We start from the raw sequence: 21,906 nt of genomic DNA on the forward strand, positions 1-21,906 counted from the left end.
TCAACTCTTTGGAGAGTTACGTTTAATATCTAAGTTAAAAATTTGTGTGATGACTTCAAGGGTTACTTGAGGTTAGGGTAAAAAAAACGTTGGATTCAGCGGTTTAGTACCTGAAGCATCTGAATTGCTGCCAGTCCGGCGGTTTCTGTTCTGAGTCTACTTTTCCCCAAAGACACGGGTTTAAAGCCATTTTCAACTGCAGTTTGGATCTCTTTTGGGTCAAAGTCTCCCTCAGGGCCGATGAGAATCAGGTAGTTTCCTCCCGGCTTTGCGACATCCAAGAGATGGTTTTCGTGCTCTTCATTCACATAGGCAATGAATTTCTGAAAATCCTCAAAATCAGTTGACTTGAAAAGTTCCGACAGTTTTCGAATAGGATGTAAGACTGGAATTCGAAATTTCAGGCTCTGCATGCAAGCTGAGATCACTTTTTTGTGGAGTCGATCTGTTTTCAAAAAACTCCGTTCTGAATTCATCGTTTCCAGCAAGGTCAACTCATGAAAACCTACCTCTGTGATTTTTTCTACCATCCACTCTATCCGATCCGGACTTTTGGTCGGCGCAATGGCCAAGTGGATATGAAAGATGTCCTCGGGAACCTCAGTTGATGTCAAGATTTTGAGACTGGCTTTCTTTGGATTTGCATCCAAGATCACACCTTCAAAAACCTGTCCCTGACCATTAGTCAGTCGGATGCTGTCACCTTGTTTTTTGCGAAGCACTCTGACCAAATGTTTGGATTCTTCCTCGTTGAGGTAGGTGAGAGGTGTTTCGATTTTTTCCTGAAAAAAAAGCTGCATGGGCAACACTGCGATTTGGACACAAAAAAAGCACATTTCCTTAAGAAATGTGCCTTTAACACTATTAACCTTTAACCAAATTAACCTTTTGAAATTTCCATGTTGACGGACTTTCCTTTAATCGTGTTGTTTTTCATCACTCGGATCACATGTTCGGCGTCCTTATTTGGAACGTCCACGAAGGAGAAGTTGTCGAAGATGTCTATGCCCCCGATGCTTCTGCCCGGTACGCCGGTTTCGCCCGCGATGGCACCTACGATATCGTTGGGACGTATTCTGTCTTTGTTGCCAAGGTTCAAGAACAAACGGGTCATGTTGGCGTCACGCGTTCTTTCTTCTCTTGGGCCTCTTCTTTCAAATTCTCTTGGAGCTCCGCCTTCTTTTCTGTCACCGAATCTTCCTCCGCGCTCGCCGCGGCCTTCAAAACGATCACCACGACCTTCGCCTCTGCCAAATCTGTCAGAACCTCTCTCGCCACGTCCGAATCTGCTTTCGCCTCTGCCGAAATCACGGCCTCCGTCTCTTGATCCTTCTCTTCTTGCTCCGTAGGCTTCGATTCCGAAATCCTGCTCTTTCAATTCTTTCACGGTTTCACCCATCGTCATCTTGATCAAGCCCAAAGCAATCTGCTCGATAGACAAGCCTTCAGTAAGCATTTGACCGATAGTTGCTTCGAAAAGCTGATTGTCTTCTTCTACAGCCAAGACTTTGTAGACGTCTTTGACCAGTTGTGCTTTTTTCAGCTCAACTAATTCGTTGACAGATGGAGGAGTCATTTTAGCAATGGTAGCTTTGGTATAGCGCTCCAGATCTCTGAGTTTAAATGATTCTCTGCGACCGGTCACGAAAGTGATCGCTGTACCAGACTTACCAGCACGGCCAGTACGACCGATTCTGTGTACGTAATATTCTTCGTCCAACGGAAGGTCATAGTTGAATACGGCTTCCACATTGTCCACGTCGATACCACGGGCAGCCACGTCAGTCGCTACCAATACCGAGCAAAGTCCCTTACGGAACTTACCCATTACTTTATCTCTTTGCGCTTGAGAAAGATCACCGTGAAGCGCCTCAGCCAAGATTCCTCTGGCCCCCAGAGACTCCGTAACTTCGTCGGTCATTCTCTTGGTGTTACAGAACACTACACTCAATGCGTAATTGTTGATGTTCATCAATCGAGTCATCAATTCCATCTTCAAAGAAGACCTCACTTCATAGTAAACCTGCTCGATTTTTGAAACTGTCAGTTCGTTTTTAGCGACTTTGATGATTTCAGGATCTTTTTGATACTTTCTGGTCAAATCCATGATCGGCTTGGCCATCGTTGCGGAGAAAAATACGGTCTGTCTTTCTTCCGGCATTTGCTCTAAGATCGCCTCGATATCGTCTCTGAAGCCCATGTCGAGCATTTCGTCTGCCTCGTCCAAAACGATGATTCCGACGTTATCCAACTTCAGTGTGCCACGGTTCATGTGATCCTGAATACGACCGGGCGTACCTACTACGATCTGAACGCCTTTCTTAAGGATTCGGATCTGCTTGTCGATAGATTCACCTCCGTAGATCGCAACTGAATTGATGGCTCTGTGGAATTTGGCTAGTTTTTGGATTTCGCCTTCTACCTGAACTGCAAGTTCTCGGGTAGGGCAAAGAATGATAGCTTGTGGTTTGTTGAATTCCGCATCGACGAGGTCGATGATAGGAATTGCAAAAGCTGCGGTTTTACCGGTTCCGGTTTGAGCCTGACCGATTACATCGCGCCCTTCGAGGACGAAAGGAATAGCTTGTGATTGAATTGGGGAAGGGGTTGTGTAACCCATCTCTTCCACTGCCCGCACGATTTCTCCCGAAATCCCCAGGTCTGAGAACTTTAGTGTGTTTTCCATGAATGTTTCCTTACTTTTTCTTGCCATGTACTCCTAAATCCCAGACAAGCGACAGTAAGGATTCACGGCACGAAAAATAGCTGTGTCAAAATTGACGATGCAAAAGTAGGGTTAATAATTTGGAAATCCAACCCCGCTTTAAAAATTTTTGGAAGATTCGATATAATTCGGCGATTAAAAGCGAAATATATTTGGTTTCAATCGATTTCGATAGGCTGTGGAGGATGATTATGTGGTGTAATAAATAAAAGAGATCATATGATATCGGATTTATGAAAGCCTAGTCATCCCGTTACAGATCCTTCCACGCTTCGTCTTCTTCATCTCTTGAAGTGGTTTTTCTGAGATAAAACAGATTGCTTCAGACTCATTCACTTTTTTATGAAGCTCTGATTCTAAAAAAAGAATGAACGGCTTCCTTTTCTTCTCTCGGAAGCTTTTCAGCGACTCGATCAAGTCAGGTTTTAGCAAATCTGACTTGCAGTTTTATCTATTAAGGAACCCTTAGAAAAAGGCCTTGTCAGCACTCGCATCCTTGGCCATGTCTTCCGCCAACTCTTTTCCTAAATATCGATCTATCAAACCATGTCCGACATAAAGCAGCGGTGTCAGTAAGATCGCTACCGAAAACTTATAGATGTAATTGATGATCCCCACTGCGATAATCTGGCTGATGCTCCAATTGCCAAACACATAAAATGCAATCCCCAACACCACAAAGGAATCGATAAACTGGGAAACTAACGTAGACCCCGTCGCCCTGAGCCAGATCATCTTGGAACCGGTGACGGCCCGGAGTTTCTGGAAGACATATACATCGATCAACTGACCCAGCAGAAAGGCTGTCAACGAGCCGATGATGATTCCCAATCCTTGTCGGAAAATTGAATTGAATGCATAGCTGATGTCGAAACTATCTCCCGTCGGAGTTTTGCCATTGACCTCTAGCCAGAAGTCCGCAGGTACCAAAATGGTTACTACGCTGATGATGACAAAAATGTAGGCGATCAATCCGGCAGTGATGAAGCTGATCTTGCGCACGCCCTTTTTTCCGAAATACTCATTGATAATATCGGTGGTCAAGAATACCACTGGCCAAATGATCACGCCAGCGGTGAGGTTGAAATCCAAGATGTATTGATCAAAAAAACTCCAGTTGACAGGCTCGAAACCAAGGGTTTTCTCCGCGGAGAAGATCTTGACCCCAATGATCTCCGCCAAGATTGCGTTTGTCAGGAAGATCGATGCGAGAATGATAAATAGGTTGGTCTTTCGGCTATTTTGAATGTCGTTCATCTTTTGGAAAGATTGGATAAGTTACGCCTTCTTCGCTCAATTTTGCTTCTAAAAATACAGACTTTGCTTCCAATAGCATCGGGGCCAAATCGACATACCGGGAGGAAAAGTGTCCCAAAATCAACGATTTTGCACCGATCAGATTGGCTATTTCAGCAGCCTGTCTGGCAGTACTGTGAAAAGTGACCTCGGCCCGCGCAGTATCCGACTCCATAAAGGTGGACTCGTGGTAGAGCAAAGTAGGTTGGTGGAGATACTGGGCCAATGCTGGTTCATACCTCGTGTCGGAGCAAAAAGCGTAGCTTCTCAAGGAATGGTACGGATGTGCATAGTCTACCAAATCGTAGTAGGTGCCATCTTTTCCAGTAAAACTTTCTCCCCTTCGCAGGCTTTGAATAGCGGCAAGAGGGATCTTCCTTTCTGCCAATTTTTCTTTTATGAGATTTCTCAGTCCTTTTTTTTCCTGAATCAAAAAGCCAGTCGTTGGTAGGCGATGTGTCAGCGGAAAACTGGAAACTATAAATCTGGGATGATCGAGCAAGCGATTTAGACCGTCCGCCTTGGTCTCTACGAATGCGAGCGGGTAGGTGAGTTTGGTGTTACTCCAGCGAAACTGGGTGGTGATGATCTCGTCGAGGCCCTTGGGGCCGAAGATCGTCAGAGGTTTGGTTCTTTTCGAAAGGTTGTAGCTTGACAAAACTCCCATCAAACCGAGGTAGTGATCTCCGTGAAGGTGGGAGATGAAAATGTGGGTGATGCGGGAAGATTTGATCTTGTACCTGCGCATCTGTATCTGCGTCCCTTCTCCACAGTCTATCAATAAACACTCCTGCCCAAATCTGATGACTTGGGCAGTGTGATTTCTTCCATGAACAGGGATGGAAGAAGTGTTTCCTAAAATGGTGACTTCGAAATCAGGAATCAAGCTCCTTCTTCGTCTTCGCCCCCCTCAATTTCGTGCATGAAGATGGCTTCTCCAGCTTCTTCGAGCGTATTCACCAGGTTCAGTTTTTTATCAAGCATGGAGATTTTCAACAACTTCATCACGTGATCCTGAACGCCAGAGATCACGAAAATCCCGCCGCTTCGGCCAAATTCCCTGTCACCTACCAACAACGCACTCAGTCCGCTGGAATCTACATATTTCACTTGACTCAGATCCAATACGATATTCGCATATCCTTCGGCGTGAATTGTCAACAATTCAGACTTCAATTTTGGGGCAAGCAGGGAGTCAATTTTTTCCTCCAAAGGAGCAAATACCACGTACTGCTCTTTCTTATCAATGGTGTATTTCATATCATTTTAATTTACATTCTAAAGGTCATCCCGATAACTATCGGGAGAAATCTCACATGACAGATAGTTTTTCCATTTTCGGAGGCTAAGGTCACGCTCGATTTTACAGTTTTTACAAGTTGGGTTTATTGGCGGAGATGGGCCAAAATAGCGTTTTCAATTCTTTTTTCGATGTTTTTGGTTTCCGCTTTTACGAAGGTTTCACCGGTGATTTTCTCGAAGAGCTCAATATAGCGATCAGAGATGCTTTCTACAATTTCGCTGGTCATTTCCGGCACGGTCTGTCCATCTTTGCCCTGAAAACCGTTGGCGATGAGCCACTGTCTTACAAACTCCTTGGACAGTTGTTTCTGTGCGATTCCCTGGGCTTGGTTTTCCTGATAGCCCTCGGCGTAGAAATAGCGGGAAGAATCCGGCGTGTGAATTTCGTCAATTAGGAGAATTTCGTCTCCAAATTTCCCGAATTCATATTTGGTATCCACAAGGATAAGTCCTTTTTCAGCTGCCATTTCCTGACCTCTCTGGAAAAGTGCCCGCGTGTATTTTTCCAAAATCACATAGTCCGCCTCGCTGACGATGCCTTGTGCCAGGATATCTTCTCTAGAGATATCCTCGTCGTGACCTTCAGAAGCTTTGGTCGTAGGGGTAATGATCGGCTCGGGGAGTTGGTCGTTTTCTTTTAGTCCTTGAGGCAAAGCAACCCCGCAAATCATTCGTTTTCCAGCTTTATATTCTCGGGCCGCATGTCCAGCAAGGTAACCGCGGATCACCATTTCGACTTTGAAGGGGTCGCAACGATACCCGATCGTGACGCTCGGATCAGGGGTCGCAGTTACCCAATTGGGAACAATGTCGGACGTTGCTTTCAGAAATCCGGCAGCGATTTGGTTTAACACTTGGCCTTTGAATGGGATAGGCTCAGGAAGCACCACGTCGAAAGCCGATATTCGATCGGATGCAACTACGACCAATTCCTTATCGAAAATATAAACGTCTCGTACTTTTCCTTTGTAAAAACCCACTTGACCTGGAAAATTGAAATAGGTCTCCTTAATTGCCTCGCTCATTTGAAAATCGTTTCGGCAAAAATAGAAAAATGGATTTCCCTTGCCTCAGGTTGTCCGGTTATTTGATGTGATTATTTTCTGTTTTTTAAAGGCCACATGGGATGCCCTAAATAATCAACACTCTGTGGGAGCAAAATTTCTCATGGGCATTTCATGTGTTTGTAATTGATTTTTTTTCGCCACATCGCCTGTCCCTAACTTAATTCGGTAGAATTGAGCAAAGTACTCCATAGCTGTCTGGACATTCTAATTGGTGTCATTTGCTACAGGTTAGATTACTTGACAACAATTCCGTTTCGGTAGGTTTCGCTTTTTAGAACGTTGCCGTCTTTGTCATAGGTCTCCTGTTTTCCGTTGAGTCGACCATAGCTGTAGGTCCGTATTTCCTTGAGCGCGCCGTCTTCAAAATACAATTTTACCACTCCGCTTTCAGATCCTCCGGCAAATGGAACTACAGAGTAGGGCGCGCCGCTTGGGTAGAAGTTATCTTCTCGAATTTTTTGTCCGGAAGAGTTAAAGGTGACTCGCTGTCTGATTTTGCCGTTTTCGTAATAATAGACGATGGGCCGGCTTGGAGTTCCTTTGGAGTAGACGGCTCTCATTTTCACAGTTCCATCGGGGAAAAACTCCTGCATTTCTCCCTCAGGATTTCCTTTTTTGTAAAGACCCTTGCGCTGAATTTTTCCCTCGGGGTAGTACAAGATATACGTTCCCTCGATCATGCCATTGACGAAATTCCGCTTCGATTTGACAGTTCCGTCGGCAAAAAAATGGGTTTCTGGCCCGTTGAGAACTCCCTTAGAATAGCTCGTGCTGGAGAGTAGCTGTCCATCTTCCCCGTATTCTTCATTGACGCCGTCAAACTGCCCTGCAACAAATGAGTTTTTGGATCTGAGTTTTCCCGAGGGATAATATGCTTCGGAAATACCGTCTGGCTTGTTGTTTTTGAAATTGATTCGCTCGCTGACAGTACCGTCTTCAAAATAGGAAATCATCGGCCCTTGTAGCTGATTATTGACAAAAGTCGATTCTTGGCTGACTCCACCTTCGGGAAAAAAGCTCCGCGCTTTGCCTTCCCTGAGATTATTCTGAAATTCTACAATACGCAGTGTGTCTCCGGTGTCAGGATGTAGGTCGTAGAAAAAACCGTTACGTTGGTCGTTTTTAAGGTTTCCTATCAAGATTAAGTTGCCGGTTGGATCAAAGAGTCGGACTTCACCTTCCGCCTTTCCGTTGATTTTGGTCAGTATTTCTTTGACATGAAGCGAATCCTCATCATAATAGGTTCGCAGGGTATCTTGCGCATACCCGGCATACCAGGAGATAAATACAATTACTAAACTCAGAAAGAAAACTTTTGCCGTAAATCGGGTCATGCGGAAGAGGAGATGGACGTAAGAGGAACGAAGTCCTCGGTGGGGTGAATTTACTTCCCGGAAAATTAACGGGGAAGGAGCTCAATTTGACTATTTTTGGTCAAAATTTCCAATTCTGCCATTTGCCATTGCCGGTGTTGGCCCAATTCACAAGATATGAGACTTACCTTGATCTGTTTCCTGATTGCTTTGATCGGTTTTAGTTCCTGTGCGGAGAAAGAAAAAACCTTTAAAACCTACGAGGGGGAGATTTTTGGAACCTACTACCGCATTCAGGTCGAGGATTTGGGCAAAGACCTGCAAGTCGAGTTTGATTCTGTTTTTGCCCTAGTCAATGCGGCTTCCAATTCTTATGTCCAAGAATCGGAAGTATCTACATTCAATCAATCAGGCCAGCTTTTGGATCCTTCCTACACTTTTAAAGACATGATGGATTCGGCGGCAAAGTACAACCGGGTTTCCAATGGCTATTTTGAGCCGACACTTTATCCGCTGATCAAAGCTTGGGGTTTTTCCTTTGAGAAAAGAGAGGAGATGGACTCGTTGAAAGTCGTCGAGTTGCTCGGATACATCGGTTTTGAAAAGATGATCTCGATGACAGATACCGGTTATTCCGCCACCAAGCCTGGCGTGATGCTCGATATTACCGGATTGGGCGAGGGTTATGCCATTGACAAGCTGGTTGAGGTCGTGGAGAAAAATCAGATCGTAAACTACATGGTCGAGATCGGCGGCGAGATGAAAGCAAAAGGCATCAACCCAAGAAACACGCTCTGGACAATCGGAATCGAAGATCCCAGCCAGGCCGAAATGGGCGTGACCAGTACAATGCTCACCAAGGTCGAGCTGGACAATCGCTCGATCAGCAGTTCGGGCAATTATAGAAAGTTCTATGTGGACGAATCGGGCAATCGCAGACCACATATCATCGATCCAAAGACTGGCTATCCGGTAAGTCACAGCATGGTTTCTGTGTCGGTCTTGGCTCCATCAGCGACTCAGGCAGATGCGCTGGCGACTGCCTTTATGGGAATGGGACATGAGAAAGCCATGATCTTGGCAGAAAGCCTGCCCGGCGTCGAAGCGATGTTTGTGATCGGAGGGAAGGAAAAACTGGAGATGGAGTTTACGAGTGGATTTCCGAGAATTGAGGATAGTGATCAGTCCCAGTAGGCAGTGAAGGATGGATCGAAACCTTCAAAAATCTAAATCAGAAGGCTGAAGCGGGAAAGATGAAAATTGGCTACGTTATATCTTTTTCAGACTACTGGCCTCAGCTTTCTAATTTTTCAAATCTTCTCAATCACGATTGCCGAAGCACCGCCGCCGCCGTTGCAGATGCCGGCTACGCCGATGTTGCCGGATTTTTGGTGAAGGACAGAATTGAGGGTCGTGATGATCCTGGCTCCGGAAGCTCCCAGTGGGTGGCCCAACGCGACCGCTCCGCCAAAGACGTTCAGCTTGTCGTTATCCAGTTTTAATTCGCGCTGGTTGGCGAGAGCAACCGCTGAGAAGGCTTCGTTGATTTCGTAAAAAGAGACCTCGTCAGAGGAAACCCCGGCATGTTTGAGTGCCTTGGGAATGGCTAGGGCAGGGGCCGTGGTGAACCAAAGCGGATCGGTGGCCGCATCTGCAAAGCCTCGGATTTTAGCCAAAGGCTTCAAGCCCAGTTCATCCGCTTTCTCTTTGCTCACCAAAACTAATGCAGACGCACCATCATTCATCGTGGATGCATTGGCGGCAGTTACTGTTCCGTTTTTATCAAAAACCGGCCGCAGTGAAGGAATCTTATCAAACATCACGTTTCTGAATTCCTCGTCTTCCTCAATCAGGATGGTTTCTCCTTTTCTTCCGGTCATCTCCACCGGCACGATTTCATCCTTGAACATTCCTTTTTCCCAAGCCTCCGCGGATCGCTTGTAGGATTGGATGGCGTAGGCATCCTGATCCTCGCGGCTGATGCTTAGTTCTTTGGCAGTATTGTCTGCGCAGTTCCCCATTGGGAATTTATAATAAACTTCGAACAAGCCATCTTTCACCAATCCGTCAACCAATTCCGAGTTGCCGTATTTGTAGCCAAAACGGCCTTTTGGGATGTAGTAGGGCACATTGGACATGCTTTCCATACCGCCTGCCACCACCACGTCGTTAATGCCCAGCATAATGGATTGGGCGGCGAGCATCACCGCTTTCATACCCGAGGCACATACTTTGTTGACTGTGGTGCAGGGAACCTGATAGCCGATGCCTGCTCCAATGGATGCTTGTCTGGCGGGAGCCTGACCGAGATTGGCGGAGAGGACGTTTCCCATAAAAACCTCTTGGACGATGTCCGAAGTCACTCCTGCTTTACTTAAAGCACCTTTGATGGCGATGCTTCCAAGCTCGACGGCGGTCATTCCTGCGAGTTTTCCTCCAAAACTTCCCAGCGGAGTTCGGACTGCTGAGACGATGTAGACTTCTTTGATCATGGCTATTTGGGTTTAAGTTAAAAGGGACTTAAGACCGAAGACCGAAGAGAAGCGTACTTCTGTCTCCCGTCTTCGGTCTTCGGTCTTTCTTACCAATCCGGCAAACCGCGCTTAGGTCGTTGTGTCGGTTTCTTTTTGTTATCCTGGATATACCGAAGTTCGGCGGCGTTGAGTGATTCGAGGATTTGTGCAGCCTGCTCGGGAGTGAGGTTCATGCTTTTTAGCTTTTCTCGCATCGCATCAAGCTTTTGCTGCCTGTCGGCCAAGTTGGCGTCCATCTGATCGTTGGCATTTTCTCCGGCTTCTTCACTTTGCTGGGAGGGATTTTCGCCCTTTTGGCCGTCTTCGGCTTTATCTTCCTCGGTTTGTTCGCCGTCTTTCTGCTGGGAGTCGCTTTCTCCCTGCTCACCCTCACTATCAGGTTTTTGATCCTGGTTCTGCTGATTTTGTTGGTCTTGATCCTGCTTGTTTTGTTGTTCCTCTTCCTTTTGCTCCTGCTCTAGTTTTTCCTTCAGAGCCTTGAGTTTGGAGTCTTCGGGAAATTTGCCTAGGCCGTCATTGACTTCTTTGAGCGCATTTTCCCTGTCGGTTTTCACGTAGGAGCGAGCCGCCCGATTGAAGAAGTCTCCGGCGGTTTGAGCCTGTGTTTTTTCTGCGAAAAAAGAAAAAACGGCCAACGTAAATACAATCAGTTTAATTTTCATCGATCTCTACTACCTCCTGAAGTGTGGTCATAAAATCCTGATAAGCGGTCACGGTACTGTCTTGAGCCATGGCGTCCTGCATGACAGTTAACGCATCATTGAAGCGGAATTGTTCCACCAGGCGATCAGCCTCTGCTTTTTTGCGCTTCGCAAAGTCAGACGGTTCGGGCTTGTTTTGATCCTGATTTTTGCGCTCCTCATCTCTTTGCATCCAGCGGGCAAGCATTTCGTAATTATAGCGCGCCTGCTCATTGGTTGGATCTTTGATGAGCGAAGATTGGAATTTGCTGAGTGCCGCCTCGTATTCTTTTTTATTTCCGGTGATTACCCCGCTTTGGTTAAACGCAAAAGATGCCAACTTCTTGTTGGGGCTTTGTGTCGTCTGATCGTACCAAGTGAGTGCTTCGTCGACTTTTTCGGAATAATGATGACTGAGGCCTAAGTCAAAACTCAGTTCAGAAGATTTGTATTCAAATTCATTTACCAATACCATGTGGTCGGTGACCGACTGCTCATAGTTGGCAGAAGCATAGCTTTGCTCGGCGGTCGTGATCGCATCATTCAACCGCGTGACTCGCGTCCAGGAGCTGGGGATAAGCAGCAAAACAGCCAAGATCAACTTGCTCGAGGTCATCAGAGTTTGATTGTTTTGATGGGTAAAATCATATCTAAAAGTGCCAAACCCAATGCGGCCAGCAAGAAATAGAAGTATTTGTTGGAACTGGCTTCAACCATTCGGGTGTTGGTTACCCCACCTTCCAAGCGGTCGATGGCCGACACTAGGTCGCCGATCTGTTGGGTCTCGTCGGAGATTTCGAAATATTGTCCGGAAGTCTCTGAGGAAGCCAATCGCAGAGACTCTGAGTCTAGCTTGGAGATGGCGGGTTGCCCGGTGTCCGGATCGATGATGACCCCGTTGCCTCTTGGAATTTGACTACCTGCTTGGGTACCGATTCCCAGGGAAAAAACTTTGATGTTATTTTCTCCAAGTTCCGAAACGGTGCTTTCGAAATCATCTCCGAAATTTTCCCCATCAGAGATCAAGATCACTGACTTGGCTTTGACTTCCTGGCTTTCGTCCTTCATAAAGCGCTCCATAGCCATCTTCAGGGGAGCGGTTAGGTCTGTGCCGGCGTTCGGTACAAGACCGGTGTTGAGTCCGTCGATGTAGAGTTGGATCACTGCCTGGTCGAATGTCAGCGGACATTGCATGAAAGCTTCTGAACTGAAGATGATGAGTCCGATTCTATCCGAAGGAAAGCTTTTGATCAGGTCTTTCAATTCGAACTTGATCCGCTGAAGCCTGCTCGGACCGATATCTGTGGCATTCATCGACTGGGAAAGGTCGATGGCGATGAAGATGTCTTTGCCTTCTTCCTTGACTTCCTTGAACGAATTTCCAATGGACGGCCCGGCGAATGCGATAAGAAACAGGATGAAATACGCCGTTCTTACGATCAGTTTGGTAAATAGGCGCTGCTTCTCCACCTTCAACTTGCGGTTGATGGCCCAGAATCTGGTGAGGTATAGCAGGTATAGAAGTCCGAAGACTCCTGTCAGCAAGAGGGTGAGTTTGATGTCAGGGTATGCCCAAATCATGGCCTGAAATTAGGAAATTAAACCTAAATTGAAAGTCAGGTTTTGGCGATAGCTTCAATGTACCCGAAACTTTTGGCAGAATTAACAAACATTAATTTGAACCTTTCGTTGGCTTCGCTTAGTCCCCAAAAATTTACCTTCATGTCCTTTTTCAAAGCGTTGACCCTGTTTTTATTGATAAGCCTTAGCTATCAGTCGTTTTCACAGGAGCAGGGTTTTATAACGGGTGAAGTTTTAGACGTCGCCAACTCTGAACCGCTTATCGGAGCCAATATTTACTGGGAAGGTAAAAGCACCCTTGGTGTTGTTTCGGATTTGGAAGGGAAATTCCGGTTGAAGGCCGGCGATTTTCCTTTTAAGCTGGTGATTTCCTACATAGGTTATGAGCAATCGGTGCGGATCATCAATGCCAAAGACGCTGAAAAGCCCATTCGTTTTTTTCTGAAACCACAAGAAATGTCTCTGGATGAGATTATTATCCAAGAACGCCGACCTGACGAGCAGGTAAAAAATATGGAAATGGGCAAAGCAACTGTCCCGATCGAAACCATCAAAAATATTCCGGCGCTCTTTGGCGAAGTGGATTTGCTTCGAAGTCTGCAACTGCTTCCAGGGGTGAAGTCTGCCGGGGAGGGAACTACGGGCATTTTTGTTAGGGGTGGATCAGCAGATCAAAACCTCGTGCAGCTCGACGGTGCCCCGGTGTACAATCCCTCGCACTTCTTCGGGATTTTCTCCGTGTTCAATCCCGATGGGATCAAGAGTGTGGACTTATATAAAGGAAATATGCCCGCATCATTTGGTGGTCGAGCGGCTTCTCTGATTGACGTTTCGCTGCGGGAAGGGAACAATGTCAAGATTCGCGGAGAAGGAGGGATCGGGAGTATTTCCTCTCGACTTACTGTCGATGGGCCGCTATTCGGCGAAAACTCCACCTTCATCGTCAGTGCTCGTAGAACTTACGCGGATGTTTTCCTCAAACTTTCGTCCGATGAAAATCTCAAAAACAACAAACTGAACTTCCATGATTTGAGTGGTAAATTGGCTTTTGTACTAAATGATCGGGATAAAATAACCGTATCCAGCTATCAGGGGAGTGATTTGTTGGGATTGGATGACGAGTTTGCATTAGGTTGGACCAACTGGGTGAGCGCAGCGAGCTGGAGCAGAGTCCATTCAGAAAAGTTCTTTTTTGACCTTGAGGGTTATCATTCCAGATACAGCTATTCCGTTGAATTTGACGATCCGGACAACGGCTTCGAATGGACCAACAAACTATCCGAATCAGGACTGAAAGCCATTTGGACCCTTCTGCCCAATTCTAAAATCCAGCTGAATTGGGGAGTACACAGCCAGTACTACAATTTTGCCCCGATAGATTTATCACCGGCACCTGACAGCGCTATCATGCCGATCGCTACCAATCCGAAGAATGGATTTTTAAACAATTTATTTGTCAGTTCGGGGTATGAGATCTCTCCCAAACTCAGCGTCGAGGGTGGGCTGAGATGGGGGCTTTTCAACCAGGTGGGAAAAGGAGTAGATTACCTTTACGAAGGCGGCGTCCCTGGGCCGGAGATCGACATCACCGATTCGCTCTCCTTTGGCACCTTGGAAAAGATGCAGTTCTACCAAGGTCTGGAACCCAGAATTGCTTTTCGCTACCTAATCAATGACCAGTTTTCTATTAAGACCGCTTACAACCGTAATTTTCAATACATACAGATCGCGTCGAATAGCTCGGCTGGCTTGCCGATCGACCGGTGGATTCTGTCTGGACGGTATATTGAGCCGGTGCGTAGCGATCAGGTATCACTGGGTTTGTTTCACAATTTCAACAACAACCGCTGGGAGTTTTCTGTCGAGGGATATTACAAAGACTTGGACAATGTCATCGATTTGAGAAACGGCGCCCAGGTTCTTTTTACAGATCAAGTAGAGACAGAACTGCTTGCGGGAAAAGGCTGGGCTTATGGTACGGAGTTTTTGCTGCGCAAAAATATCGGCAAGACAACCGGTTGGCTTGCGTACACTTGGTCAAGGACTTGGCGAGAGATCGAAGGAGTAAGTAAAAATGAACCCTACAACCCGAGGTTTGATAGACCAAATGATGTGACTTTGGTATTGAATCATGAGTTTTCTCCAAGTTGGTCGGCGGGATTGACATTCGTTTATACGACGGGTCAGGCAGTTTCTTTTCCGGAGGGTTCCTACGAGGTGGACAACCAGTCTGTACCCTTGTACCCAGAATACAGAAATCAGGATCGGTTTCCCAACTACCATCGGATGGATGCTTCGGTCACCTGGAAAAATGCCGACAAGGGCCGAAAATGGAGAGGGAGTTGGAACTTCAGTATCTACAATCTGTATGGCAGGAAGAATCCGTTTGCCTACGAATTCCGAACAATTTTCAACGATGACGCTAAATTTGACCCGGATACCGACGGAGAGGTGGTATCTACCAGACCGGGTGTAGTGATGACCTATCTTTTCACATTTCTTCCTTCGCTTACATATAACTTTCAATTCTGATTAAAACGAGCATGATACCGACAACAGACGAGGCGAGAACTAGAGATTATACAGGATCAATCCAAAAGAAGAGATTTATAAAATCATGAAAAGGCTGGTTTTGATTCTTTTTTCCGTACTGTCCTGGTCCTGCCAGGAAGAAGTTGTCTTGCCTCTGGGAGAAAGGGATTCTCCTGTCCCCACGATTGAGGGATATTGGACAGATCGATCCAGTTACAATGAAGTTCGGATCACATTTTCCAAAGACTATTACGACTCAGCAGATGTAGAGGTGATTTCTGACGCGGAAGTTTTCGTGACAGTTCCCAGTACCGGTAAGGTTATACCTTTCATTTATCTGGGGGGAGCAAAGTCGTACCGACCGATGAATCCGCAGGAAAAAGCGATCGTCGGGGTGACTTACCAACTCAATGTCAAATGGCGGGATAAGGTCTTTGTTTCGGAAGGTATAATGCTGGAGCCGCCGATCGTAGACAGTGTCACTTGGAGTTTTGAAGAGGAGCGGCTCTTTAGGGACGAGGGATATTATATCAAGGTATATGGGAAGATTCCGTTTGAAGATGACAACAACTATCGGATCAGAGTTATTGAAAATGATACCCTCAAAAATCAACGGGACGATTACCTTCTTTTCGACGACACCTTTGGTCTGCAGTTTTTTGAGGAAGGATTGGAACTGGGCTATGCCTTTGAGGAAAATGACAAAGTCCGCTTAGAGCTTTATCGCCTTAATCGAGATGCATTCGACTACCTTAATCAGTTGGTCAATCTGTTGTATAACGACGGGGGACTTTTCAGTCCACCTCCCCAAAATCCAGATACCAATATCAAGGTTGTTCAGGGTGAATCAGAAGTGCTCGGCTATTTTGTAGTTGCGCCGCTATTGACACATACCGTAGTGATCCAAGCCAAATACGATTGATCAATTTGGCGATACAATGGACTTGAGTAGCTGCAGTCATGGAAGCGGACTTTAGCTAAGTTCAATCAGCTCAACATAGACGCCCAGCAGAATGTGCCAAAGCAGATAGTGGCCCAACCGTACACAGAGACTGGCGATGAATCCAGCTTTTTTGAAGAAAATCGCTTGGATAAAATTCATCGCAAAACCAGAAATCAAGGCATATACCACAAACCAAGTTGGACTGTCAGGCATTTGCTCAAGTGGTCCTCTTACTGTTGTTAACACCGCCATCACCCAGAAGGCTTGATTCTGATATTTTCCCTGTTGGATTTTGGAGAAAATATAAAGCACTAAGGTGATCGGGATCAGCCTGGAAAATACCTCGACTTCGAAGGCGCCGGAGAAATAAAGGAATATGGAGTAGGGAAACGGCTGTAGAAAGGGAGGCAAGTCGGCGTAAGGTTCGGGGTGGAGGATTCCCTTGATTAGCAAGACATCCAAGAGCCCAAAGCCCAATCCGATAGCCAGCGGAATCCAAATTCGGATTTTGTTGGAGATCTGCTTTTCCCAAAACTCAGGAATACCGGCAGGTTTTTGGAGAATCAAAAAAGGAAGGCCGACCAACAAAACAGCAACCGTGGCCCAATCTAAGATCCGCAGGGAGTCACTGGGCGGCATTAGATGCTTGGCCCACAGGATCCCCGCAATGCAGACTCCCAAGAACAAGAAGTAGGTGAGGAACGATTTTTTGAGAGATGGATTGATCATGGACCGGAAGAATTAAGGTGGTATGGTTTTTTTGTAGATGACAGGTGGTTCTTAGAGGTTGCTTTTAAATTGATTTAAATTTCTATCGTAGTTATACGAAAAAATCGTAGGATCGTAAATTTTGATTTTCTATCTTTAAGCTATGGAAGAATTAAATCAAAACGAAGAGCAGATCATGACGATCTTTTGGGCTCAGGGAGAATTGCTAATCAGAGATGTATTGGATCAAATCGCCGAACCCAAACCTCCCTATACTACGCTTGCCTCGACGATCAAAAACATCGAGCGAAAGGGCTACCTCACTCACAGAATGTACGGAACGGTAAATATCTACAAACCGGCCGTGAAGCAGGAGGACTACAGCAAAAAGAGCTTCAACCGCTTGGTTACCCATTTCTTTGGGGGCTCGGTCGGGAATTTCCTTTCTTTTATGGTGAAGGAAAAAAACATTTCCGACAAGGAAGTGAAAGAGCTTCAGGACATGATTGACAAGATGGACGACTCCTCCAAGTAATGGAAGCGCTGCTGATCTATCTGCTCGAAGTGTCGGTCTGCCTGGGGATTTCCCTGGTGATCTACCGCTTTTTGTTGAGTGGCTTGACTTTTTTCTCCTGGAATCGGTCTATCCTACTCGGATTGCTCATCCTTTCCGCTGGTATTCCATTGCTGCGATTGGAATTTTTCGGTATCGGTACCGAAGTTTCGGAGATGACTCTTCCGGTCTTTCAGGTGGGAGAGCAGGTGAAGCCCTCCGGTGAGCAGTGGATGTCTTGGTTTCAGATTCTCGCATGGGTTTATGCGATCGGAGCCATTTTTGCCGCCGCACGATTGATCTTCGGCTTTATGGCTTCCCAAAAACTCATCGGAGAGGCGAAGCTCGCGCGTTTTGGGAATTTCTGGGTGGCGGTGCATCCGGAGTTTGTACCGGCGTCTTTTTTCGAGTACATCCTCATGCCCAATTTTGATCCTGAGGATCCCAAGCAAAGACAGATCTTGGCGCATGAATCGGTTCATGTGAGGCTCAGACACAGTTGGGATCTCCTTTTGGTCAGTTTTGCGAAAGTCGTTTTTTGGTTCAATCCGCTGGTGTACCTCTTTGAGAAGTCGCTTCGCGAGGTCCACGAGTTTCAGGCAGATCAAGGCGTTACCCGTCAAGTGGCACCCAAGGAGTATGCGACGCTGCTTCTGCAGCTGATCACCGCAAAGCCGGGCTTTCAGTTCATGAACAACTTCAATCAGTTTCAGACCAAGAAGCGGATTCAGATGATGGCGAAGGCTGCATCCGAACCTTTTCAACGCCTCCGCTTCCTAGCGCTGATTCCTGCGGTGGGACTGCTGTTGTTTGTTTTTTCCTGCGAAAAAGAAGACATGATGCCTCAGCTGACTGCGGAGGATATGACCAACACAAGCGTGCTTTTGAGTCCGAGCGACGAGGTGTTTGACATTGTGGAGGAGCAACCCAATCCTGCGGGAGGAATGGCTGGCTGGAATATGTACCTGAGTAAAAATCTACAGTATCCCTACCAGGCGCGCAGGATGGGGATAGAGGGGACAGTGATCGTCGTGTTTGAGATTCAGAAAGATGGATCTGTCAGAAACGTGGAGGTGCTCCGGGGAATCGGTGGAGGTGCTGATGAAGAAGCGTTGCGCGTCGTGATCAACTCTCCAAAGTGGGAGCCGGGCAGGCAAAGAGGCCAGGCGGTCAACACAAGGATGCGATTGCCCATTCGATTTAAGCTCGGCAGCAATAAGTCAATTGCTTCTGACCTAAAAGAGGAGCTCGTCACGGGAGTAAAACCGCAAGTGGTCGTGGTCGGATACAATTGATCGACGTCCGCGATATCTGAAATCAATTAAAAAAAGCCAGACTGGAGGCTAGTCTTTCAATCTGGTTTTTTTACCCAAACATCTACTAAAAACTCATAATAACATGAAAGAAAAAGTTTTATTACGGTTTCTGATCTTATTGGGAATCATATCTATGAGTCATCCACGGGAGGTTTTTTCCCAAGCGAGCAATAAGAAATTTGTAGTCGAAGGTCGGATTTTAGATCCTCTGGGTGGAAAGGCTGTGGGCGCAACGATACTTGTCAAGGGAACGACCACTGGCACTGTTACGAATACGGATGGTTTTTTCACGCTACAAATACCGTCCGAAAAGTCGGTCTTGGTGATCCGGCATTTCAGTACCTCAGAATTCTGGGAAGATTCCTTTGAAGCGGGAAAGGAATACGTCATTAGGCTTACCCCAGATTCGCTTGCGAGCGCTGTTCCTGTGTTCGACAAAGTGGAGGAGCTGCCTAGACCAAAAACCGGTGATCAGGGCTGGTACGCTTACTTGTCCAAAAACGTGAAATATCCCCAAGGCGACCGCAAAAACGGAGTGGAAGGAACCGTGATCGTAGGCTTTGAGGTCCATGCCGACGGCTCAATACAGAATGTAAAGGTCCTGAGAGGAATTGGTGGAGAATGCGATCAGGAGGCCGCTCGAGTAGTCGCGTCTGGGCCTAGCTGGCAACCGGGAACGATTGCCGGCGAAGCAGTAAATACCCGCATGAGTATCCCTGTACAGTTCAAGCTGAGCGGTGCCGAAGGTACCCTATCCAACAGTAAGGAAAATGCCATCAGCAAGCTCTACGGAGAAAACCGTTTGGTGGTGATCGGGTACCTACCCCAAGCCTCTCGATAAGTCAAATCAACTTTATTAAATCTCCTGAACTCTTGGCCAAAAACCAGGAGCCGGGAAGGATACATCTAAATTTTAACCAAAAACCAAATACACTATGAAAGACAACGTATTGAAAAACAGTAAAATGGCTTGCAGCATGGCGCTCGCATTATGCCTTGGGCTGGGTTCTTGCCAGATCACCTCCGAGCCGGAATTGGAAGGACCAACCCAAGTCGAAGCGAAGCCCAGTATCGGCCCCAGCAATGTCCTGGCCCGAGTAAACGATGTTGGCAAGGACGGAAAGGAAATCTTCGACGTGACAGAAGTGCAGCCCAATCCTCCAGGTGGAATGGAAGGCTGGAGCCAGTATCTTGGCTCAAATCTCAGCTATCCCAATCAGGCAAGGCAAATGGGGATTGAGGGAACGGTGATTGTCCTCTTTTTGATCAATTCCGACGGCTCGGTCTCCAATGTGGAAGTGTTGCGGGGAATAGGCGGAGGCTGTGACGAGGAGGCCGTCCGGGTGGTCGAAAACTCACCAAAATGGGTTCCTGCGCAGCAAAAAGGCCAGGTGGTCAATTCAAGAATGAGGCTGCCAGTGCGCTTTAAGCTCGGAGCTTAGTACCTTTGATAGTAAACTAACCCCTAGAAATCATGAAAAATCAATGGATTTCCTCAATCATGGGTATGTTGCTGGTCCTGTTGGCCTGGGCGGCATTTCCCAATTCTAGCCTCGCTCAAGAGCGGGTGCACGACAAGGTCGATGAGATGCCGGTTCCTCCGGGAGGGATGGAGGGTTTCACCCAATACATGATCAAAACTCTCAAGTATCCGCAGGAAGCCAAGGAAGCTAAGATCGAGGGCAAAGTCCTGGTCACCTTCGTAGTCAAATCCGACGGTACCGTCAGCAGCTCAAAGATCCTCCAAGGGATTGGCGGAGGATGCGACGAAGAGGCGCTCAGGGTGGTGGCTAATTCCGGTGTATGGACTCCCGGGAAACTGGACGGGAAATCAGTCAATACCCAGATTACCCTGCCGGTGCAGTTTAAAATGTAGATGGACGTAATCAAAAAAGGAAGTAAATGCCGCAAAGCGATTCGTTTTGCGGCATTTTTTATCCATGATTCATTCTTTTGACTTGAACCAACGCAATGATTGCATATTTGATTGTGCAAAAAAGTAAGTGTTATGCATAATCAAATGTGCAATATTTTTAACTTTGTTCAGGGCTTAAGGAGAATTCATGGAAGAGCTATTGGAAGTTTCGGAAAGTATGATCCGGTCAACAGAGTTGAATTTCAGGAGATATTTATATGCTGAAATCGATTGGTCGGAAAAACTGATAGGAATAAAAGGTGCGCGAGGCACGGGCAAAACGACACTTTTGCTACAATATCTTAATGAGTTACAGGTTCCCTATAACCAAAAGGCTTATTTCTCTCTGGATGAAATCTATTTTCTATCTCATTCGATACTGGAGGTAGTTAAGCGGTTTCATCAAACGGGAGGGAAAATAGTTGTTTTGGATGAGGTTCATAAGTATCCCAACTGGTCTCAAGAGGTGAAAAATATTCATGATCGGTTCCGGGATTTGCAGGTGATTTTCACAGGATCATCTATCATAGATATCAGCAAAGAAGAAGGTGATCTGAGTCGAAGAGCGGTGATGTATGAGCTTCATGGACTTTCTTACAGAGAATATTTAAGTCTGAGGCATGGAATACATGTGCCAAAGTTTAGTCTCGAGGAGCTTTTGGATCCTGAGTTTTCAATAAGAAATCATTTTCCTGATGATTTTCTACCCTTGCAGCATTTTCAAGCCTATTTAAGAAATGGTTATTTCCCCTTTGCAGGAGTAAATGAGGTGATTTACTTTAAAAGACTACGGCAACTGGTCCGGACTATCGTCGAATTTGACATGGCTGAGATCAAAGGCTTTGACATCAGAAATGGGAAAAAGTTACTTCAGCTTCTCTATTTGGTAGCTCAGCAAGTTCCATTCAAACCAAATATATCAACTCTTGCAGAGCGGACTTTGATCCACCGGAATTCTATGGTCAATTACTTGATATACTTGGCCGAAGCACGCCTGATTGATCTTCAATATCCAGCCGGATTTAGTGTGGTAACCCTCCAGAAGCCGGAGAAAATATTCATGAACAATACAAACTTTTTGTTTGCGCTGAGTGAGAAAAAGCCTGAATCAGGAACTGTTCGGGAGACTTTCTTCAATAGCCTGATGAAAGTCACCCACACCGTTCAGTATTCCGCTTCCGTTGATTTTTTGGTGGGAGGAGAATTTCATTTTGAAGTCGGGGGAAAAAATAAAGGAAACAAGCAAATAAAGGAAAAATTGACTTGGATCGTCAAAGATGATTTGGAATTCCCTGCTGGAAAAAGCCTGCCGCTTTGGGCGTTTGGGATGCTTTATTGATCAGTTGATCGTGGATTTTCATTGCAGAATACTTTTCCTGATAATTTCTAGGGATAGCGCAGTCGGAGAACTGCATTAGTATGGTCCAAGTTTGAAAACCTG

21 protein-coding genes are annotated in these 21,906 nt (G+C 46.3%); 9 read left to right on the plus strand and 12 right to left on the minus strand.

What is annotated here, in order from left to right; translation table 11 throughout:
• Positions 1-95: 95 nt before the first annotated feature.
• The 7 genes from ABD031_RS15000 to ABD031_RS15030 form a co-directional block, all read right to left on the minus strand.
• The gene (locus ABD031_RS15000; RefSeq protein ID WP_343852904.1) at positions 96-800 is read right to left on the minus strand and encodes an RsmE family RNA methyltransferase; all 705 of its coding nucleotides are present in this window, start codon (positions 798-800) and stop codon (positions 96-98) included.
• 80 nt (positions 801-880) lie between these two features.
• A complete protein-coding gene (locus ABD031_RS15005; protein ID WP_343852906.1) occupies positions 881-2,686 on the minus strand; it encodes a DEAD/DEAH box helicase in 1,806 nt (601 codons plus the stop codon).
• A gap of 504 nt (positions 2,687-3,190) precedes the next feature.
• Positions 3,191-3,982 (minus strand): queuosine precursor transporter, encoded by a 792-nt coding sequence (locus ABD031_RS15010; protein ID WP_343852908.1) that lies wholly within the window; start codon positions 3,980-3,982, stop codon positions 3,191-3,193.
• Complete coding sequence (locus ABD031_RS15015) at positions 3,963-4,907, minus strand: ribonuclease Z (RefSeq protein WP_343852910.1); 945 nt, start codon at positions 4,905-4,907, stop codon at positions 3,963-3,965. Before ABD031_RS15015 ends, ABD031_RS15010 begins: the two co-directional genes overlap by 20 nt.
• Positions 4,904-5,281, minus strand: coding sequence for an STAS domain-containing protein (locus tag ABD031_RS15020; protein WP_343852912.1), 378 nt, complete (start codon positions 5,279-5,281; stop codon positions 4,904-4,906). The genes ABD031_RS15015 and ABD031_RS15020 overlap by 4 nt, the downstream gene beginning before the upstream one ends.
• A gap of 125 nt (positions 5,282-5,406) precedes the next feature.
• Positions 5,407-6,348, minus strand: a complete 942-nt coding sequence (locus ABD031_RS15025) for a phosphoribosylaminoimidazolesuccinocarboxamide synthase (protein WP_343852914.1) — start codon at positions 6,346-6,348, stop codon at positions 5,407-5,409.
• 275 nt (positions 6,349-6,623) lie between these two features.
• Positions 6,624-7,724 carry a toxin-antitoxin system YwqK family antitoxin gene (locus tag ABD031_RS15030; protein WP_343852916.1) on the minus strand — a complete coding sequence of 367 codons (1,101 nt, stop codon included), beginning with the start codon at positions 7,722-7,724 and terminating at the stop codon, positions 6,624-6,626.
• A 156-nt stretch (positions 7,725-7,880) separates the two neighbouring features.
• On the opposite strand from ABD031_RS15030, the gene ABD031_RS15035 reads away from it, so the two are divergent.
• Positions 7,881-8,897: an FAD:protein FMN transferase gene (locus ABD031_RS15035; protein ID WP_343852918.1), complete on the plus strand. Its 1,017-nt coding sequence runs from the start codon at positions 7,881-7,883 to the stop codon at positions 8,895-8,897.
• A 116-nt stretch (positions 8,898-9,013) separates the two neighbouring features.
• On the opposite strand, the gene ABD031_RS15040 is transcribed toward ABD031_RS15035, so the two are convergent.
• The 4 genes from ABD031_RS15040 to ABD031_RS15055 all read right to left on the minus strand — a co-directional run bounded on the left by ABD031_RS15040 (position 9,014) and on the right by ABD031_RS15055 (position 12,498).
• Positions 9,014-10,192 carry an acetyl-CoA C-acyltransferase gene (locus tag ABD031_RS15040; RefSeq protein WP_343852952.1) on the minus strand — a complete coding sequence of 393 codons (1,179 nt, stop codon included), beginning with the start codon at positions 10,190-10,192 and terminating at the stop codon, positions 9,014-9,016.
• 92 nt (positions 10,193-10,284) lie between these two features.
• The gene (locus ABD031_RS15045) at positions 10,285-10,899 is read right to left on the minus strand and encodes a hypothetical protein (RefSeq protein WP_343852920.1); all 615 of its coding nucleotides are present in this window, start codon (positions 10,897-10,899) and stop codon (positions 10,285-10,287) included.
• Positions 10,889-11,533 carry a hypothetical protein gene (locus tag ABD031_RS15050; RefSeq protein ID WP_343852922.1) on the minus strand — a complete coding sequence of 215 codons (645 nt, stop codon included), beginning with the start codon at positions 11,531-11,533 and terminating at the stop codon, positions 10,889-10,891. Before ABD031_RS15050 ends, ABD031_RS15045 begins: the two co-directional genes overlap by 11 nt.
• A complete protein-coding gene (locus ABD031_RS15055) occupies positions 11,533-12,498 on the minus strand; it encodes a VWA domain-containing protein (protein WP_343852924.1) in 966 nt (321 codons plus the stop codon). The genes ABD031_RS15050 and ABD031_RS15055 overlap by 1 nt, the downstream gene beginning before the upstream one ends.
• A 141-nt stretch (positions 12,499-12,639) precedes the next feature.
• Between ABD031_RS15055 and ABD031_RS15060 the strand changes: the two genes are divergently transcribed.
• Both ABD031_RS15060 and ABD031_RS15065 read left to right on the plus strand, forming a co-directional pair.
• Positions 12,640-15,030 carry a TonB-dependent receptor gene (locus tag ABD031_RS15060; protein WP_343852925.1) on the plus strand — a complete coding sequence of 797 codons (2,391 nt, stop codon included), beginning with the start codon at positions 12,640-12,642 and terminating at the stop codon, positions 15,028-15,030.
• Positions 15,031-15,115: 85 nt separating this feature from the next.
• Complete coding sequence (locus ABD031_RS15065) at positions 15,116-15,952, plus strand: DUF4249 family protein (protein ID WP_343852927.1); 837 nt, start codon at positions 15,116-15,118, stop codon at positions 15,950-15,952.
• Positions 15,953-16,003: 51 nt separating this feature from the next.
• Here ABD031_RS15065 and ABD031_RS15070 read toward each other — a convergent pair whose 3' ends face one another.
• A complete protein-coding gene (locus ABD031_RS15070; RefSeq protein WP_343852929.1) occupies positions 16,004-16,702 on the minus strand; it encodes a hypothetical protein in 699 nt (232 codons plus the stop codon).
• A 142-nt stretch (positions 16,703-16,844) separates the two neighbouring features.
• Here ABD031_RS15070 and ABD031_RS15075 point away from each other — a divergent pair, with 142 nt between their 5' ends.
• From ABD031_RS15075 to ABD031_RS15100, 6 genes are all read left to right on the plus strand, one after another.
• On the plus strand, positions 16,845-17,216 hold the full coding sequence (locus tag ABD031_RS15075) for a BlaI/MecI/CopY family transcriptional regulator (RefSeq protein WP_343852931.1): 372 nt from the start codon (positions 16,845-16,847) through the stop codon (positions 17,214-17,216).
• Positions 17,216-18,529 carry a TonB family protein gene (locus tag ABD031_RS15080; RefSeq protein WP_343852933.1) on the plus strand — a complete coding sequence of 438 codons (1,314 nt, stop codon included), beginning with the start codon at positions 17,216-17,218 and terminating at the stop codon, positions 18,527-18,529. Before ABD031_RS15075 ends, ABD031_RS15080 begins: the two co-directional genes overlap by 1 nt.
• Positions 18,530-18,632: 103 nt before the next feature.
• Entirely contained in the window at positions 18,633-19,391 is a 759-nt protein-coding gene (locus ABD031_RS15085; RefSeq protein WP_343852935.1) for an energy transducer TonB, read from the plus strand.
• A gap of 94 nt (positions 19,392-19,485) precedes the next feature.
• The gene (locus ABD031_RS15090) at positions 19,486-19,992 is read left to right on the plus strand and encodes an energy transducer TonB (RefSeq protein ID WP_343852938.1); all 507 of its coding nucleotides are present in this window, start codon (positions 19,486-19,488) and stop codon (positions 19,990-19,992) included.
• Positions 19,993-20,024: 32 nt separating this feature from the next.
• Complete coding sequence (locus ABD031_RS15095) at positions 20,025-20,426, plus strand: energy transducer TonB (RefSeq protein WP_343852940.1); 402 nt, start codon at positions 20,025-20,027, stop codon at positions 20,424-20,426.
• Positions 20,427-20,613: 187 nt separating this feature from the next.
• Positions 20,614-21,804: an ATP-binding protein gene (locus ABD031_RS15100; protein ID WP_343852942.1), complete on the plus strand. Its 1,191-nt coding sequence runs from the start codon at positions 20,614-20,616 to the stop codon at positions 21,802-21,804.
• The last annotated feature ends 102 nt before the right edge of the window (positions 21,805-21,906 follow it).

The organism is Algoriphagus jejuensis (assembly GCF_039523455.1).
Classification (GTDB): domain Bacteria; phylum Bacteroidota; class Bacteroidia; order Cytophagales; family Cyclobacteriaceae; genus Algoriphagus; species Algoriphagus jejuensis.

What these genes read in the sequence shown, in the direction of transcription:
- ABD031_RS15060 (WP_343852925.1), top strand. Translation starts at nt 12,640, where the DNA reads ATGTCCTTTTTCAAAGCGTTGACCCTGTTTTTATTGATAAGCCTTAGC.
- ABD031_RS15025 (WP_343852914.1), bottom strand. Translation starts at nt 6,348, where the DNA reads ATGAGCGAGGCAATTAAGGAGACCTATTTCAATTTTCCAGGTCAAGTG.
- ABD031_RS15020 (WP_343852912.1), bottom strand. Translation starts at nt 5,281, where the DNA reads ATGAAATACACCATTGATAAGAAAGAGCAGTACGTGGTATTTGCTCCT.
- ABD031_RS15080 (WP_343852933.1), top strand. Translation starts at nt 17,216, where the DNA reads ATGGAAGCGCTGCTGATCTATCTGCTCGAAGTGTCGGTCTGCCTGGGG.
- ABD031_RS15090 (WP_343852938.1), top strand. Translation starts at nt 19,486, where the DNA reads ATGAAAGACAACGTATTGAAAAACAGTAAAATGGCTTGCAGCATGGCG.
- ABD031_RS15075 (WP_343852931.1), top strand. Translation starts at nt 16,845, where the DNA reads ATGGAAGAATTAAATCAAAACGAAGAGCAGATCATGACGATCTTTTGG.
- ABD031_RS15035 (WP_343852918.1), top strand. Translation starts at nt 7,881, where the DNA reads ATGAGACTTACCTTGATCTGTTTCCTGATTGCTTTGATCGGTTTTAGT.
- ABD031_RS15010 (WP_343852908.1), bottom strand. Translation starts at nt 3,982, where the DNA reads ATGAACGACATTCAAAATAGCCGAAAGACCAACCTATTTATCATTCTC.
- ABD031_RS15095 (WP_343852940.1), top strand. Translation starts at nt 20,025, where the DNA reads ATGAAAAATCAATGGATTTCCTCAATCATGGGTATGTTGCTGGTCCTG.
- ABD031_RS15045 (WP_343852920.1), bottom strand. Translation starts at nt 10,899, where the DNA reads ATGAAAATTAAACTGATTGTATTTACGTTGGCCGTTTTTTCTTTTTTC.
- ABD031_RS15100 (WP_343852942.1), top strand. Translation starts at nt 20,614, where the DNA reads ATGGAAGAGCTATTGGAAGTTTCGGAAAGTATGATCCGGTCAACAGAG.
- ABD031_RS15050 (WP_343852922.1), bottom strand. Translation starts at nt 11,533, where the DNA reads ATGACCTCGAGCAAGTTGATCTTGGCTGTTTTGCTGCTTATCCCCAGC.
- ABD031_RS15005 (WP_343852906.1), bottom strand. Translation starts at nt 2,686, where the DNA reads ATGGAAAACACACTAAAGTTCTCAGACCTGGGGATTTCGGGAGAAATC.
- ABD031_RS15000 (WP_343852904.1), bottom strand. Translation starts at nt 800, where the DNA reads ATGCAGCTTTTTTTTCAGGAAAAAATCGAAACACCTCTCACCTACCTC.
- ABD031_RS15085 (WP_343852935.1), top strand. Translation starts at nt 18,633, where the DNA reads ATGAAAGAAAAAGTTTTATTACGGTTTCTGATCTTATTGGGAATCATA.
- ABD031_RS15065 (WP_343852927.1), top strand. Translation starts at nt 15,116, where the DNA reads ATGAAAAGGCTGGTTTTGATTCTTTTTTCCGTACTGTCCTGGTCCTGC.
- ABD031_RS15030 (WP_343852916.1), bottom strand. Translation starts at nt 7,724, where the DNA reads ATGACCCGATTTACGGCAAAAGTTTTCTTTCTGAGTTTAGTAATTGTA.
- ABD031_RS15055 (WP_343852924.1), bottom strand. Translation starts at nt 12,498, where the DNA reads ATGATTTGGGCATACCCTGACATCAAACTCACCCTCTTGCTGACAGGA.
- ABD031_RS15070 (WP_343852929.1), bottom strand. Translation starts at nt 16,702, where the DNA reads ATGATCAATCCATCTCTCAAAAAATCGTTCCTCACCTACTTCTTGTTC.